Below are 15,798 nucleotides of genomic sequence, written 5' to 3'. Positions count from 1 at the left end.
TGAGGGCGATATGCGACGGCTAGCCGATCTCGTGGTGCGGTGGCCCCTGGTGGTCATCGGGGTCTGGGTCGCGATGGCGATCGCCCTACCCCTGGCGGTTCCGTCCCTCGGCGAAATGGCCGAGAAGCACCCGCTCGACATCCTGCCCAGCGATGCGCCGTCGAGCGTCACGGCCCAGAAAATGGCCGAGGCGTTCGGCGAATCGGGCAACGACGACCTCTTGGTGATCGCGTTGGTCAACGAGAACGGTCTGACCCCCGCAGACGAGGCCACGTACCGAAAGCTCGTGGACGCGCTGCGGGACAACGTCACCGATGTGGTGTCGGTGCAGGACTTCGTCAGCACGCCCCAACTTCGGCCGTTCCTCACCAGCGAGGACAAGACGACCTGGGTGCTCCCGGTCAACCTCGAGGGGGAATTGGGCACACCGCGGGCGTTCGACTCATTCAACCGGGTGGCCGACCTCGTCAAGCTCAACGTTGCCGGCAGTTCGGTCGACGTCCATCTGACCGGCCCCGCGGCGACCGTCGCGGACCTCACCGTCGCCGGCGAACAGGATCGCCTTCCGATCGAGATCGCGATCGCGGTCTTGGTTCTCGGCGTGCTGTTGCTGGTGTACCGCAGCGCGGTCACGATGCTGCTGCCGTTGGTGACCATCGGATCGTCGCTGGTGATCGCGCAGGCCGTGGTGGCCGGGTACTCCCACCTGACCGGTTCCGGCGTCTCCAACCAGTCCATCGTGTTCCTGAGTGCGATCATGGCCGGCGCCGGAACGGACTACGCGGTCTTTCTCATCAGCCGCTATCACGACTATCTGCGGTTGGGTGAGGACTTCGATCAGGCGGTCAAGACGGCGATGATCTCCATTGGGAAGGTGATCACCGCATCCGCCGTCACGGTGGGGCTCACATTCCTTCTGCTGAGCTTCGCGCAGATGGGTGTGTTCAAAACTGTCGGGGTGTCCGCGGCGATCGGGATCGGCATCGCCTTCCTCGCCGGGTTGACACTGCTCCCGGCGATACTCGTGCTCGCCGGACCGCGTGGTTGGGTCAAGCCGCGGCGGGAGCTGACCGCCCGGTTCTGGAGGCGTTCAGGTATCCGCATCGTGCGCCGGCCCGTGGCGCATCTGGTCGGCAGTGTGCTCGTGTTGGCGCTGCTGGCCGGTCTGGCAGTGTTCGCGCGCTACAACTATGACGATCGCAAGGTTGTCTCGGCGTCGGCGCCGAGTTCGATCGGATACGCCGCGCTGGAACGCCATTTCCCGATCAGCCAGTCCATTCCCGAGTACATCCTCGTCCAGTCGCCGCATGACCTGCGCAACCCGCGGGCCCTTGCCGACCTGGAGCAGATGGCCTCGCGGGTGGCGCAATTGCCGAACGTCGGCTTGGTCAGTGGCATCACCCGACCCCTCGGCGAAGTGCCACGGGAGTTCCGGGCCACCTATCAGGCCGGCATCGTCGGCGACCGGCTGGCCGACGGCTCCGAGCAGATCGGTCAACGCGCCGGCGACCTCAACCGCCTCACCGCCGGAGCCGACACGCTGGCCGACACACTGGCCGACGTACGTGGTCAGATCAACACGATCGCGCCCAGCATCCAGGACCTGGTCGACACGTTCTCCTCGGTGCGGACCGAGTACGGCGGCGATGCGCTGGTGCGTGACGTCGAAGTTGCGGCCAAGCTCGTCGCCAGCGTCAACGCGCTCGGCAACTCCATGGGCGTGAACTTCCGCGCGGTCAAGGACATCTTCGCCTGGATCGGCCCGGTCCTCACAGCGCTTCAGGGCAACGCGGTCTGCGACGCCAACCCCTCCTGCGTCGACACTCGCCGGCAGTTTCAGCGGCTCGTTGCCGCGCGCGACGAAGGAGGCCTCGACGAGATCAACGATCTCGCGCACCAGCTTCAGGGCGTCGAGGACAGGCAGACCCTCAACGAGGCGGTGACCAAGCTCAACGCCGCCATGGCGAATGTCGCCAAGGCGGTCGACGCCATGGGATTGGACCAACCCGGTGGTCCACAGCAAGGCTTGACCGAGCTGCAGCAGGGCGCGAACCGCCTGGCCGCCGGGAGCCGGGAGGTGGCAGGCGGGGTGGATGAACTCGTCAAACAGGTCAAGGTGATCGCCGCCGGACTGAACGAGGCGTCGACCTTTCTGCTGACGATGAGGAGCAACGCTGCTGACCCGTCGCAGGCCGGTTTCAACATTCCCGCCCAGGTCCTGAATTTGCCGGACTTCCAGAAAGCCGCCACGGCCTACATCTCGCCGGACGGTCGCTCGGTGCGGTACCTGGTCCAAACTGAGCTCAACCCGTTCAGCCCGGAGGCGATGGATCAGGTCAACGAGATCCAGGACGTCGCGCGGGGCGCGCAGCCGAACACCGCGTTGGCCGACGCGACGATATCGATGGGCGGATACCCCGCCGCACTGCGGGACACGCGTGACTACTACCAGCAGGACATCCGATTCATCATCGCCGCGACGCTCATCGTGGTGCTGTTGACCTTGATGGTGCTGCTGCGCACGGTCGTCGCGCCGCTTTACCTCGTCGGGTCCGTGGTGATCTCGTACTTCGCGGCCGTCGGTCTCGGTGTCCTGACGTTCCAGCTGATCCTCGGGCAGGAATTGCATTGGAGCGTGCCACCATTGGCGTTCGTGGTGTTGGTTGCCGTGGGCGCCGACTACAACATGCTTTTCGTGTCGCGACTTCGGGACGAGTCGCCGCACAGCGTGCGTTACGGCGTTATCCGAACCCTGGGCTCGACGGGCGGCGTGATCACCGCCGCGGGCCTGATCTTCGCCGCGTCGATGGCGGGCCTGTTGTTCTCGAGTATCGGCATCGTGGTCCAAGGCGGTTTCGTGATCGGGGTCGGGATCCTTCTCGATACGTTCGTCGTCCGCACCATCACGGTGCCTGCCATCGCTGCGCTGATCGGCCGGGCGAACTGGTGGCCGTCACGGATCGGTCCGCGCCGGCCGATGTCGCGGGCGCCAGCCGAGCGGACAGGAGTGGAATGACAACGCCTGAGTCATCGATTCTGTCGATGCTGCATGGACGCGCCAGCCTGCGTCCCGACGAGGTCGCGTTCACCTTCACCGCCTACGACCACGACCCAGCCGGCATCTCGGAGAGACTGACGTGGTCGCAGCTGGCACGGCGAACGATGAATGTGGCACGCGAGATTCGGTCATACGGGTCGACCGGTGACAGGGCGACGATCCTGGCCCCACAGGGTCTGGAGTACATCCTGGCATTCCTGGGAGCCATGCAGGCCGGGCTCGTGGCGGTTCCGCTGCCGTTGCCCCATCGCGGTTCCAGCCATGAGCGGGTGAGTGCGGTCCTTGCCGATACGGAGCCCTCGGTTGTCCTCACGACATCGGCGGCCGCGGACGACGTCGGCGATTTCGTCGGTCAGTCACGAGTGGACACGGCGCCGAAGCTCGTCGAGGTCGACTCGCTGAATCTGGACGCCGAATGTGCCGGCCTGGAGCCCGCTGATCTGCCGAAAACCGCGTATCTGCAATACAGCTCGGGGTCCACCCGGCTGCCGACCGGAGCGGTGCTCTCGCACCGCAACCTCACAGCGAATTTCGATCAGCTGATGCGAAGCTTTTTCGCGGAGTCCCCGTTTCCGCCGGACACCACGCTCGTGTCGTGGTTGCCGTTCTACCACGACATGGGCTTGGTGCTGGGAGTCTGCGCACCCATTCTGACCGGCCGTCCCGCCGCGCTGATGAGCCCCGTGTCCTTCTTGGAGCGACCGGCCCGGTGGATGCGCGCGCTGGCAGAGAACCCGCGCGCGTGGTCGTCGGCACCCAACTTCGCGTTCGACCTCGCCGCCCGCAAAACCACAGACGAAGATCTGAACGGGCTCGACCTCGGTGGCGTGGTGGGCATCATCAGCGGTGCCGAACGCGTGGAGCCGGCCACGTTGCGTCGCTTCGTCGATCGGTTCGCGCACTTCAATTTCCGAGACCACATGATGCGCCCGTCATACGGCCTGGCGGAGGCCACGGTCTTCGTCGCGTCGGGCACCTGGAGCGAATCGTCGCCGGCTGCTCACTTCGATGCCGAGGAACTGGGCGCGGGCCGGGTTCGGCCCTGCGCAGCCGGCAAAGGCACTGCGCTCGTGAAATACAAAGTGCCGCAGTCTCCTTTGCTGCGGATCGTCGACAGCGAGACGCATCGCGAGTGTCCGCCGGAGTCGATCGGGGAGATCTGGGTGCACGGCGAGAACGTCGCCGACGGTTATTGGCGTAAGCCGCCAGAGATGCAGAGCTGCTTCGGCGCCACACTTGTCGACCCATCACCCGGCACACCGGAAGGGCCGTGGTTGCGCACCGGCGACCTCGGTTTCGTCCATGGTGGCGAACTGTTCATCGTCGGCCGTATCAAGGATCTGCTGATCATCCGGGGGCGCAACCACTATCCGGAAGACATCGAGGCGACGGTGCAAGAGCTCACCCGCGGTCGGGTCGCGGCGATAGCGGTGCCGGTGGACAGTAGCGAAAAGCTGGTCGTCATCATCGAACTCAAGAAGCCGACTGACTTTGACGACGACGCGGCGCGCCGGTTCAGCGCGGTGAAAAGCGATGTCACGGCCGCGATAGCGAATGCGCACGGACTGAGTGTCGAAGATCTCGTGCTGGTAGCGCCCGGGTCGATACCGACGACGACGAGCGGAAAGATCCGGCGCGCGGCGTGTGTCGAGCGGTATCGGCGAGACCATTTCATTCGGTTGGACGCCTGAGTCCCAGGCCGATACGGAGTAAGGTTGCGAAACGCATGAAACGACTTCTCGCACTCTGCACCTCACTGACAACCATCGGCGTCGCAGGGTGTTTCGGATTAGGCGTCGCGGGAGCCGAAGAGTCACCGGTCGTGCCGCCAAGCCCACCCAGCCCCACCGACGGACCGCCCCCGCTGGGTACACCCGGTCGGGCGTACGCGTTGGGCGGGGCCCACGTCCTGGGCATCCCCTATGACGAATACATCATGCGTACGGGCGCGGACTGGTTTCCGGGACTGGACCGGCAGATCGTCGACTATCCCGCCGGGCAGGTTCAGGGCCACACCCTGGAGCGGCTGTTTCCGGGCATCGGCAAGCTGGACGACTCATTCCCGGGATTGGGCGTCGACGGTCCCAGCGTCGGCGAGTCGGTCGACGTCGGAGCGCCGAATCTGATCAATGCGATCCGCGAGGGCGGGCCCGGCACCGCCATCGGTCTGTCCGAGGGTGCGATGGTGCTCAACGAGGTACAGGCACGACTGGCGTACGACCCGGCCGCCCCACCTCCGGACGAGTTGAGCTTCGCGATGTACGGCGATCCGGTAGCACGGCACGCTTTCGGTGAGAGCTTCCTGACGCAGATGTTTCCGGTCGGCAGCGTGGTGCCCTCGCTCGACTACCGGATTCCGCCGCCGGTCGAGAGCCAATACGACACCTACCAGTTCGTCTCTGCCTACGACAGCATCGCCGACTGGCCCGACCGGCCGGACAATTGGATATCGGTCGCCAATGCGATCGTGGGCCTCGCGACCGGTCACACCGCGGTCGCGTTCACCGAGCCGAGCATGGTGCCACCGCAGAACATTCGCACGACCGTCAACTCCCGGGGCGCGAAGACGACGACGTTCATGATTCCCGAGGAGCACCTTCCGCTGGTGATGCCGTTCAAGTATCTCGGAGTGGACAAGGAGACGCTGATCAAGCTCGACGCGGTGCTCAAGCCGTACGTGGATGCGGGTTACTCCCGGCACGACAACCCGTTGACCGCGCCGATCACAGTCGATCCGGTGAACGGCTATGACCCGGCGGAGGTCACCGCCCCGGCCACCCAGGCCGCCTTCGGCGGCGGCGCCGACCCGGTGTCGCAGCTGCTGTCCGGGCTTCAGTACGTGCTGAACAACCAACCCAAGCCCTGAGCCGCTACAGTCCGGCCAGCCCCGCCCCGAGCAGCACGCTGCCGACCCCGGCCAAGAGCACGCACACCCCGCGACGGCCTTGCGACCGCAGCCACTCATACAGTGCGGACAGTGTGGCGCGGGTGCGGTCCGGGGCCACCAGATAGCACAGCAGCGGGATCTCCACGAGCGCGAACGCCACCACGTTGAACAGCATCAGGGCGCCGAACTGGGTGGCGGCCGCGGCGCCCGAGGCGACGATGAGCGCCAGCGCGGCGAGATAGTCGACGGACGGCAACGCGATGCCGAGGCCCGCGACGCCGGCGGTCCACAGCGAACGTCCGCTGGCCAATTGCCGGGTGCGGGTCGCAAGCGGTCCCACGATCCGGTTCGCGCGGCCGGGCGCGCCGTCGTCCCGGCCACCGCCAAGCACACCGCTGGCCACCAATACGGCGTTGACCAGCAAGAGCGCGCCGACCACGATCTGTACCCGGGGCAGCGTGAAATGCGCAGACCCAAGAGCCGGCCGCAGCACGAACAGCCCGATCACGCCCACCGAAAGCCCCATCACGAAACCGCCTGTGAGGAAGGTGAGTAGCTGCAGAACCGGCTGTGGCCGGTTGATCATCAGCACCGTCATGCCGATCCGGAACGGCTCCAGGCTGACCGCAACGGCCATCATCAGGAGCGTGATCCACATGTCGAGGTCAGGCTACCGCTCAGCGGGATCGGCGTACCCGGACATGGCCGCCGCGCACGGCCACGTGTGAAGATGGACAGGATATGAGCGCGACCGATCTCAGCCCGGCGACACTGCGCGAGGCGTTCGGGCACTTCCCGTCCGGCGTCATCGCGATCGCGGCGGAGGTGGACGGCACCCGCGTCGGCCTGGCGGCGAGCACCTTCGTGCCGGTCTCGCTGGACCCGCCGTTGGTGTCATTCTGCGTGCAGAACACCTCGGAGACGTGGCCCAAGCTCAAGGACCTGCCCAGCCTGGGGATCAGTGTGCTCGGCGAAGCGCATGACGAGGCCGCGCGCACGCTCGCCGCCAAGACCGGCGACCGGTTCGCCGGCCTGCAGACGGTGTCGCGCGAGTCGGGGGCGGTGTTCGTCGACGGGACCGCGGTGTGGCTGGAGAGCGCGATCGAGCAGCTGATCCCCGCCGGCGACCACACGATCGTGATCCTGCGGGTCTGCGACATCACCGTGCACGCCGATGTAGCCCCGATCGTGTTTCACCGCAGCACGTTTCGTCGCCTCGGCGGCGGGTGATCGTCAGGGGCGAGCGCTGAGCTCCTCGCGGTAGCCGGCCACGCGGCGCTCCAGCTCGTCGGCGTCGGCGGCGCGGCCCTCCTTGCGCGCCAACTCGGCGCGGGCGGAAAGCTCGCGGATCGCAGTGCGAATGTCGTTGATGCTGTGTGGTCTCTGATCCGGCTTGTGAGCAGTCACAGTGCCGCCTTTCGTCGTTGATTGGCCGCTGACTGCAGACTACCCACGACGAACCGGCTCATACCGTCGTCGGCTCGAGCTTCGTGTTCGGCGCTGCTACCGGCGCCGGAAAAGCTTGTCGCCGAGCCATACCACCGGGTCGTACTTGCGGTCGGCGGCGCGCTCTTTCATCGGGATCAGCGCATTGTCGGTGATCTTGATGTGTTCGGGGCAGACCTCGGTGCAGCACTTGGTGATGTTGCAGTAGCCCAGCCCGTGTACCTCCTGGGCGTCCTCGGCGCGTCGCTCGTGCACGTCGAGGGGATGCATGTCCAGCTCGGCCTGGCGCATCAGGTACCGCGGACCGGCGAACGCCTCCTTGTTCTCCTCGTGGTCACGCACCACGTGGCAGACGTTCTGGCACAGGAAGCACTCGATGCACTTACGGAACTCCTGCGACCGGTTCACATCCTCCTGCGCCATCCGGTACTCGCCCGGTTGGAGATCCTTCGGTGGGGTGAAAGCCGGTATCTCGCGGGCTTTCTCGTAGTTGAACGACACGTCGGTGACGAGGTCGCGGATGACCGGGAACGTGCGGATCGGCGTGACGGTGACGACCTCGTCGGGGTCGAACGTCGACATCCGCGTCATGCACATCAGCCGCGGCCGGCCATTGACCTCCGCTGAACACGATCCGCACTTGCCCGCCTTGCAGTTCCACCGCACCGCAAGGTCCGGCGTCTGCGTCTGCTGCAGGCGGTGGATGATGTCGAGCACCACCTCACCCTCGTTGACCTCGACGGAGTAGTCGTGCAGCCCGCCGCCCGCGAGGTCGCCCCGCCACACCCGCATGGTCGCTTGATAGGCCATCAGTTGCTCCGTTCTGGATGCTGGGCCAGTTCCTGGTCGGTGAAGTACTTCTCCAGCTCGGAGAGCTCGAACAGGTCGAGCAGGTCCTGCCGGACCGGAATCTGGTCTTGTCTGGTGACGCTGACGTCGGGCACCAACTCGGTGTCATCGCTTTCGACGCGGCAGACCAGCAGGGTCTTGCGCCAATCCGACTCCATCGACGGGTGGTCGTCGCGGGTATGGCCGCCGCGGCTCTCCGTGCGCTGCAGCGCCGCCTTGGCGATGCATTCGCTGACCAGCATCATGTTGCGCAGGTCGATGGCCAGGTGCCAGCCGGGGTTGAACGGCCGGTCCCCGTCGATGCGCACCCGCTTGTACCGCTCGCGCAGCTCGGCCAGCCTGTCGAGCGCCTCGCTGATCTCGTCGGCCTTGCGGATGATCCCGACCAGGCTGTTCATCGTGTCCTGCAGATCGAGTTGCAGGGTGTAGGGGTTCTCCGGGGTATCTCCGTTCGTCGCGCTCTCGAACGGCAGCAGCGCCCGCTTGATCGCGTCTTGCACCGCCCGCTCGGACACCGCAGGCCGATCGGTCAGCGCCCGCGCGTAGTCGGCGGCGCCGAGCCCCGCGCGGCGGCCGAACACCAGCAGGTCCGACAGGGAGTTACCGCCGAGTCGGTTGGAGCCGTGCATGCCACCCGCACACTCACCGGCCGCGAACAGTCCCGGCGTGGTCGCCGCGGCCGTGTCAGGATCGACCTCGATACCGCCCATCACGTAGTGGCAGGTCGGACCGACTTCCATCGGTTCCTTGGTGATGTCGACCTCGGCCAACTCCATGAACTGGTGGTACATCGACGGCAGGCGTCGCTTGATCTCCTCGGCGGGCAGCCGCGACGCGATGTCGAGGAACACTCCGCCGTGCGGCGAGTTGCGGCCGGCCTTCACTTCGGAGTTGATCGCGCGGGCCACCTCGTCACGCGGCAGCAGGTCCGGCGTCCGGCGCGCGGAGTCGTTGTCCTTCAGCCACTGATCGGCCTCATCGACGCTCTCGGCGTACTGGCCTTTGAACACGGGCGGGATGTAGTCGAACATGAACCGGGTGCCCTCGGAGTTCTTCAGCACACCGCCGTCGCCGCGCACGCCCTCGGTGACGAGAATGCCCTTGACGCTGGGCGGCCAGACCATGCCGGTCGGGTGGAACTGGACGAACTCCATGTTGATCAGCGTCGCGCCGGCGCGCAGGGCCAACGCGTGCCCGTCGCCGGTGTACTCCCAGGAGTTCGACGTCACCTTGTAGGACTTGCCGATTCCGCCGGTGGCCAGCACCACCGCGGGTGCCTCGAACAAGACGAAGTTGCCGGTCTCGCGCCAGTACCCGAAGGCGCCGGCCACTCTTTTTTCACCGCCGGTCTCGTCCAAGATCAGGTCGGTGACCGTGCATTCGTGAAAGACCCGGATCCGCGCCTCGTAGTCGCCGAACTCGGCCTTGTCTTCCTGCTGCAGCGAGACGATCTTCTGTTGCAACGTGCGGATGATCTCCAGGCCGGTGCGGTCACCGACGTGCGCCAGCCGCGCGTAGGTGTGGCCGCCGAAGTTGCGCTGGCTGATGCGGCCATCCTTGGTGCGGTCGAACAGCGCGCCGTAGGTCTCGAGCTCCCAGACCCGGTCGGGTGCCTCCTTGGCGTGCAACTCGGCCATCCGCCAGTTGTTGAGGAACTTTCCGCCGCGCATGGTGTCGCGAAAGTGGACCTGCCAGTTGTCCTTCGGGTTGGCATTGCCCATCGCGGCCGCGCAGCCGCCTTCGGCCATCACGGTGTGCGCCTTACCGAAGAGCGACTTCGTGATGACCGCAACCTTCTGACCGCGCTCGCGTGCCTCGATGACCGCACGCAAACCCGCGCCGCCGGCACCGATGACGAGTACGTCGTATGAGTGCCGTTCCACCTGAGGTGAGCCGGTTGCGCTGAGAGCCTCGGATTCCGCCATTAAATAAACCTCACTACCAATTGAATAAAGCTGTCAGCCAATGAATCTCAGGTCAGGGATGGCACCGCTGGCCACCAACATGATGTAGAAGTCGGTGAGCATCAGCGTGCCAAGCGTGATCCAGGCGTAGGCCTTGTGCCTGGTGTTGAGCCTGCTGACCTGTGACCACAACCAGTACCGGATCGGGTGTTTGGAGAAGTGTTTGAGGCGCCCGCCGACGACGTGACGGCAGGAGTGGCACGACACCGTATACGTCCACAACAGGATCACGTTGACGACGAGAATGACGTTGCCCAAACCGAATCCGAAGCCCGACGGCGAATGGAACGCCACGATCGCGTCGTAGGTGTTGATCAGCGAGATCAGCACGGCGATGTAAAAGAAGTAGCGGTGTGTGTTCTGGATGATCAGCGGCAACCGCGTCTCACCGGTGTAGGTCGCATGGGGTTCGGCCACCGCGCACGCGGTGGGCGCCTGCCACACCGACCGGTAGTAGGCCCCGCGGTAGTAGTAGCAGGTGAGGCGGAACAGCAGCAGGAACGGCAGGGACACCGCCGCGTAGGGCAGCCACCACACATCGGGCAGGAACTGACCGAAGTGGCTGGCCTCAGGGATGCAGCCGGACTGCTCGGCCTCGGACCACTTCACGACACACGGCGAGTAGAACGGCGTCAGGTAGTGGTACTCGGCAACGTAGTACCACTTCTGCATGAACGCCCGCACCGTCGCGTAGATCAGGAAAGCGGCGAAGCCGAGATTGACGATCAGCGGCGACTGCCACCACCGGTCGGTGCGCAGGGTGCGCTGCGGAATCTCTGCACGGCTCGCTGAGAAGACGCCGGTCGCTTTGCGGTCGGCGGTGGGTGCGCTCACTGTTGCCTTTCGATGTCGAGTTGTCCCGGATCCTGACGGACCTCCGCGTCAGCGGACGCCGCCGAGTCCCTCGTCATCGACACCGCGCCAGAAATCGGTGTCGTACTGGGTGTCCGGGATCGGGATGCGGTCGCCGGCGTGGTGGTGCACCACGCCGCGGGCCAGCTCCAGCTCTTCGGCGTCAATGTCGAGACGGTCGATGTCGTTGAGGATGCGTTCGGCATCATTGACGATGCGACGCGTCGCCGGGGAATCCCCGTACCTCGACGCCAGCGATGTCACGCACCGCCGCAGGCTTCCGATTAGCTCATGCAGCTCGGCAAGTTCGGTAGTGCTGGACAATTGACCTCCTTGGGCTGAAGGGTGTCAGGCATCACAGTACGACACCCGATGCTAGCTACATCATGCAGTCCACCGTGAGACAGATCACGTCAAACCGAAGGAGACGGCTCGATGCCCGACCAGGTACTCAAAGAGCGTGCCGAGGCCCTGCTGGCGTTGCACCAGCCCGGAAACCCGGTCATTCTGCCGACCGTCTGGGACGCCTGGTCGGCGCGGCTCGCGGTAGGCGAGGGGTTTGCTGCGCTGACCGTCGGCAGTCACCCGATGGCGGACTCGGTCGGTAAACCCGACCAGGAGGGCATGGCGTTCGACGACGTGGTCACGCGCGTCAAGCAGATCACTGCGGCGGTCGATGTGCCGGTCTCGGTCGATCTGGAATCCGGCTACGCCCAGTCCCCGGGGCGCCTGATCGACGGACTGCTGGAGGCGGGCGCTGTCGGGCTGAACATCGAGGACACCGTGCACAGCGAGAACGGCAGGTTGCGGTCGTCCACCGAGCACGCGGAGTTGGTCGGCGCGTTGCGGGAGGCGGCCGACGGCACCGGCGTGCACGTGGTGATCAATGCGCGCACGGACCTGTTCCTGCGCAAGGACGGTGATGACGCCGACCGTGTCGACCGCGCGGTGGCCAGGCTGACCGAGGCGGCTGCCGCCGGCGCCGACGTGCTCTACCCGGTGGGCCGGCATGATCCGGACACCTTGCGCCGCTTGACATCCGAGTTGCCGCTACCGGTGAACGCGATCGGTGTGCCCGATCAGGACGACCCGGCGTTGTTCGGGCCGTTGGGGGTGGCACGCGTCAGCTTCGGACCGTTCCTGCAGGCCGCGTTGTCGACGCGGGCCAAGGAGTTGTTGCAGCGGTGGGCTTAGGGGGCGGCGGTGGCTGACGACGATCGGAACTGGGAGGACCAGCAGCCGCTGGTCATCGCCGCCGGTGTGGCGGCGGTGGTGCTGGTGGCGATCCTGATCTATGCGGTGATCCGTACCGCGGACGCCGCCCGCGTACCGGAAACAATTCCGCCGCCCGCACCTTCGTCGACTCCGTCGGTGTACACCACCTCGCCGACGACGACCACCAGCTACACCACCCCGAGCGTGCAGACCACGGAAGTCAGGGCGCCGGAGCCGCCCCCGACGACCACCACCACCAGCCCGACCACGGCGACCACGACGACCGATCCGTATGAGACCACGACGACGGATCCGTATGAGACGACGACGTCGGATTGGTATGAGACGACGACGGAGACGACCGGCGACTGAGGCGACAAAGCCGGTATCCCGGTCGGTTTCACCGGCCTGCTTTCGCTGTGAGCGAAGCCACACCGCAGAGCTCAAAACCGGGCTCACATCGCGCGTCGAACCCTGTGAGCACACCGTGATCGGCGCTTCACACGAGGCGACATTGCGGCAATATCGGCTGCTTAACGTCGGCGGCATGCGGTCAAGAAGAAACGTGGTGGTTGTCGGCCACGGCATGGTCGGTCACCGGTTCGTCGAGGCGCTTCGCTCCCGGGACGCCGACGGCGACTGGCGTGTCACCGTTCTTGCCGAAGAGGCCGACGCCGCCTACGACCGCGTCGGGCTCACCGGTTACACCGACCATTGGGACCGCAACCTGCTGGCGCTACCGGGCAATGACTACCGGGGCGACGATCTGGTCGATCTGCGGTTGGCCACGCGGGTGACCGGAATCGACCGGACCGCGAAGGAGGTGCTCACCGCCGACGGCCGGCGCGTGCCGTATGACGCACTGGTGTTGGCGACCGGATCATATGCCTTCGTTCCGCCGGTCCCGGGCCGTGACCTGCCCGTGTGCCACGTCTACCGGACCCTCGATGATCTGGACGCCATCCGGGCCGGTGCGAACGCCGCGCGCGGTTCCAAAACGCCGGTCGGCGTGGTGATCGGCGGCGGCCTGCTCGGCCTGGAGGCGGCAAATGCGTTGCGCACCTTCGGCTTGAAGACCCACGTCGTCGAGATGGCACCGCATCTGATGGCGGCGCAGCTCGACGAGGCGGGCGGTGCGCTGCTGAGCCGGATGATCAAGGGCCTCGGCATCGAGGTGCACACCGGCGTCGGCACCGAGAGCATCGTGCCGGTGCAGCGCAATGAGCCGCTGCGCAAATCTGACCGAGACGATTCGGTCCGGTTGTCGCTCAACGACGGCAGCCATATCGACACCGGCGTGGTCGTGTTCGCCGCCGGGGTGCGCCCGCGCGACGAACTGGCCCGTCAAGCCGGCCTGGATGTCGCGCAGCGCGGCGGCGTGCTCACCGACCTTTCCTGTGTCACAAGCGATCCCGACGTCTACGCCATCGGCGAAGTGGCCGCGATCGAGGGCCGCTGCTACGGGCTGGTCGGCCCCGGGTACACCAGCGCGGAGGTGGTGGCCGACCGGCTGCTCGGCGGTGCCGCCGAGTTCGGTGAAGCCGACATGTCGACCAAGCTCAAGCTGCTCGGCGTCGATGTGGCCAGCTTCGGCGATGCCCAAGGCCGCACGCCGAACTGCCTGGAGGTCGTGGTCAACGACCCGGTCAAGCAGACCTACGCCAAGCTGGTGCTCTCCGATGACGCCAAGATCCTGTTGGGCGGCATCCTGGTCGGTGACGCGTCGGCCTACGGTGTGCTGCGTCCGATGGTCGCCAGCGAGCTGCCCGGCGATCCGCTGTCCTTGATCGCGCCGGTCTCCGACGGTAGCGCGCCGGGCCTGGGAGTCGGTGCGCTACCGGATATCGCGCAGATCTGCTCGTGCAACAACGTCACCAAGGGAGACCTGACCGGCGCCATCGCCGGCGGCTGCTGCGACGTGCCGAGCCTGAAGAAGTGCACGCTGGCCGGCACGTCGTGCGGCTCGTGCGTGCCGCTGCTCAAGCAGCTGCTCGAGGCCGAGGGTGTCGAACAGTCCAAGGCGCTGTGCGAGCACTTCAGCCAGTCGCGGGCCGAGTTGTTCGAGATCATCAGCGCAACCGAGATCCGCACCTTCTCCGGGCTGATCGAACGGTTCGGCACCGGAAAAGGTTGCGACATCTGCAAACCCGTCGTCGCGTCGATCCTCGCGTCGACCAGTTCGGAGCACATCCTCGACGGTGAGCAGGCCTCGCTGCAGGACTCCAACGACCACTTCCTGGCCAACATCCAGAAGAACGGCAGCTACTCGGTGGTGCCGCGGTCGCCCGGCGGGGAGATCACCCCGGAGCAGCTGATCCTGATCGGCGAGATCGCCAGGGACTTCAACCTTTACACCAAGATCACCGGCGGCCAGCGCATCGACATGTTCGGCGCGCGGGTCGATCAACTGCCGGAGATCTGGCGTCGGCTGGTCGACGGTGGCATGGAATCCGGCCACGCCTACGGCAAGGCGCTGCGCACGGTGAAGAGCTGTGTGGGCAGCACCTGGTGCCGCTACGGTCAACAGGATTCGGTCGACATGGCGGTCAGGATCGAGAATCGCTACCGCGGGCTGCGCGCCCCGCACAAGATCAAGATGGCCGTCTCCGGCTGCGCCCGCGAATGCGCGGAGGCGCAGAGCAAGGACGTCGGCGTCATCGCCACCGAACAGGGGTGGAATCTCTACGTCTGCGGCAACGGCGGAATGACGCCCCGGCACGCACAGCTGCTGGCCGGCGACCTCGACGACGAGACGCTGATCCGCTACATCGACCGGTTCCTGATGTTCTACATCCGAACCGCCGACCGGTTGCAGCGCACGGCGCCGTGGCTGGAAGCGATGGACTTCCCGGGTAAGTCAGGCATGGAGCATCTGCGCGATGTGGTCTGCAACGACTCGCTCGGCCTGGCCACCGAATTCGAAGACGCCATGGAGCGCCACGTCGCCGGCTATGCCTGCGAATGGAAGGGCGTGCTGGAGGACCCGCAGAAACTGTCGCGGTTCGTGTCGTTCGTGAACGCCCCGGATGTCGACGATCCCACTGTCGAGTTCACCGAGAGTTCGGGGCGCAAGGTCCCGCTCGCGATGCCGAAGGTGCCGCAAAGATGACCGTGCTCAACGATACCCAGGTATGGACGTCGGCCTGTCGCTATGACTTCCTGATCCCCAACCGCGGCGTCGGCGTGCTACTCGCTGACGGTGGTCAGGCGGCGCTGTTCCGCCTCGACGACGGATCACTGCACGCGATCGGCAACATCGACCCGTTCTCCGGGGCGGCGGTGATGTCGCGCGGCATCGTGGGTGACCGCGGCGGACGTCCGACCGTGCAGTCGCCGATCAAGAAGCAGGCGTTCGCGCTTGACGACGGTGTGTGCCTCGACGACCCCGAGGTTTCGCTACCGGTCTACCCGACGCGGCTCACTGCCGACGGTCACGTCGAAGTCGGCGGCTAGCCTTCCTCGCGAGCAGTCGCAAAGTGCCCCATTTTCAGCCATTCGGGGCAATTTCCGTCTGCTCGCCAAAAGAC

Annotated in this window: 14 protein-coding genes; 8 read left to right on the top strand and 6 right to left on the bottom strand. The window is 66.0% G+C overall.

Annotation, left to right across the window (positions count from 1 at the left end):
• Positions 1-10 precede the first annotated feature (10 nt).
• Genes AU187_RS05340 through pe form a run of 3 tightly spaced genes read left to right on the top strand, consistent with a single transcriptional unit; the run spans position 11 to position 5,924 of the window.
• Positions 11-3,016, top strand: a complete 3,006-nt coding sequence (locus AU187_RS05340) for an MMPL/RND family transporter (protein ID WP_059098740.1) — start codon at positions 11-13, stop codon at positions 3,014-3,016.
• A complete protein-coding gene (locus AU187_RS05335) occupies positions 3,013-4,749 on the top strand; it encodes an AMP-binding protein (protein WP_059098807.1) in 1,737 nt (578 codons plus the stop codon). The genes AU187_RS05340 and AU187_RS05335 overlap by 4 nt, the downstream gene beginning before the upstream one ends.
• Positions 4,750-4,784: 35 nt before the next feature.
• On the top strand, positions 4,785-5,924 hold the full coding sequence (gene pe, locus AU187_RS05330; RefSeq protein WP_059098739.1) for an acyltransferase PE: 1,140 nt from the start codon (positions 4,785-4,787) through the stop codon (positions 5,922-5,924).
• Between the two features lie 4 nt (positions 5,925-5,928).
• Here the strand turns inward: pe and AU187_RS05325 are convergent, their stop codons facing one another.
• Positions 5,929-6,603, bottom strand: coding sequence for a GAP family protein (locus tag AU187_RS05325; RefSeq protein WP_059098738.1), 675 nt, complete (start codon positions 6,601-6,603; stop codon positions 5,929-5,931).
• An 83-nt stretch (positions 6,604-6,686) separates the two neighbouring features.
• Here AU187_RS05325 and AU187_RS05320 point away from each other — a divergent pair, with 83 nt between their 5' ends.
• Positions 6,687-7,175, top strand: coding sequence for a flavin reductase family protein (locus AU187_RS05320; protein ID WP_059098737.1), 489 nt, complete (start codon positions 6,687-6,689; stop codon positions 7,173-7,175).
• A gap of 3 nt (positions 7,176-7,178) precedes the next feature.
• On the opposite strand, the gene AU187_RS25380 is transcribed toward AU187_RS05320, so the two are convergent.
• From AU187_RS25380 to AU187_RS05300, 5 genes are all read right to left on the bottom strand, one after another.
• On the bottom strand, positions 7,179-7,352 hold the full coding sequence (locus tag AU187_RS25380) for a hypothetical protein (RefSeq protein WP_156425577.1): 174 nt from the start codon (positions 7,350-7,352) through the stop codon (positions 7,179-7,181).
• 96 nt (positions 7,353-7,448) lie between these two features.
• Positions 7,449-8,201 (bottom strand): succinate dehydrogenase/fumarate reductase iron-sulfur subunit, encoded by a 753-nt coding sequence (locus AU187_RS05315; RefSeq protein ID WP_059098736.1) that lies wholly within the window; start codon positions 8,199-8,201, stop codon positions 7,449-7,451.
• Positions 8,201-10,165, bottom strand: a complete 1,965-nt coding sequence (locus tag AU187_RS05310; RefSeq protein WP_059098735.1) for a fumarate reductase/succinate dehydrogenase flavoprotein subunit — start codon at positions 10,163-10,165, stop codon at positions 8,201-8,203. The genes AU187_RS05315 and AU187_RS05310 overlap by 1 nt, the downstream gene beginning before the upstream one ends.
• A gap of 33 nt (positions 10,166-10,198) precedes the next feature.
• Positions 10,199-11,038, bottom strand: a complete 840-nt coding sequence (gene sdhC, locus AU187_RS05305) for a succinate dehydrogenase subunit SdhC (RefSeq protein ID WP_059098734.1) — start codon at positions 11,036-11,038, stop codon at positions 10,199-10,201.
• Between the two features lie 48 nt (positions 11,039-11,086).
• Positions 11,087-11,380: an Rv0250c family protein gene (locus AU187_RS05300; RefSeq protein ID WP_059098733.1), complete on the bottom strand. Its 294-nt coding sequence runs from the start codon at positions 11,378-11,380 to the stop codon at positions 11,087-11,089.
• 111 nt (positions 11,381-11,491) lie between these two features.
• Here AU187_RS05300 and AU187_RS05295 point away from each other — a divergent pair, with 111 nt between their 5' ends.
• The 4 genes from AU187_RS05295 (at position 11,492) to nirD (ending at position 15,724) form a co-directional block, all read left to right on the top strand.
• Positions 11,492-12,250 carry an isocitrate lyase/PEP mutase family protein gene (locus tag AU187_RS05295; protein WP_059098732.1) on the top strand — a complete coding sequence of 253 codons (759 nt, stop codon included), beginning with the start codon at positions 11,492-11,494 and terminating at the stop codon, positions 12,248-12,250.
• Between the two features lie 9 nt (positions 12,251-12,259).
• Complete coding sequence (locus AU187_RS05290) at positions 12,260-12,643, top strand: hypothetical protein (RefSeq protein ID WP_059098731.1); 384 nt, start codon at positions 12,260-12,262, stop codon at positions 12,641-12,643.
• A 175-nt stretch (positions 12,644-12,818) separates the two neighbouring features.
• A complete protein-coding gene (nirB, locus tag AU187_RS05285) occupies positions 12,819-15,380 on the top strand; it encodes a nitrite reductase large subunit NirB (RefSeq protein WP_059098806.1) in 2,562 nt (853 codons plus the stop codon).
• Positions 15,377-15,724, top strand: a complete 348-nt coding sequence (gene nirD, locus AU187_RS05280; protein ID WP_059098730.1) for a nitrite reductase small subunit NirD — start codon at positions 15,377-15,379, stop codon at positions 15,722-15,724. The genes nirB and nirD overlap by 4 nt, the downstream gene beginning before the upstream one ends.
• Positions 15,725-15,798: the final 74 nt, after the last annotated feature.

The sequence above is a fragment of the Mycobacterium sp. IS-1556 genome (assembly GCF_001499985.1).
GTDB lineage: Bacteria > Actinomycetota > Actinomycetes > Mycobacteriales > Mycobacteriaceae > Mycobacterium.
The sequence above is the reverse complement of the archived record's forward strand: the minus strand, read 5'-3'. Positions and strand labels throughout refer to the sequence as shown.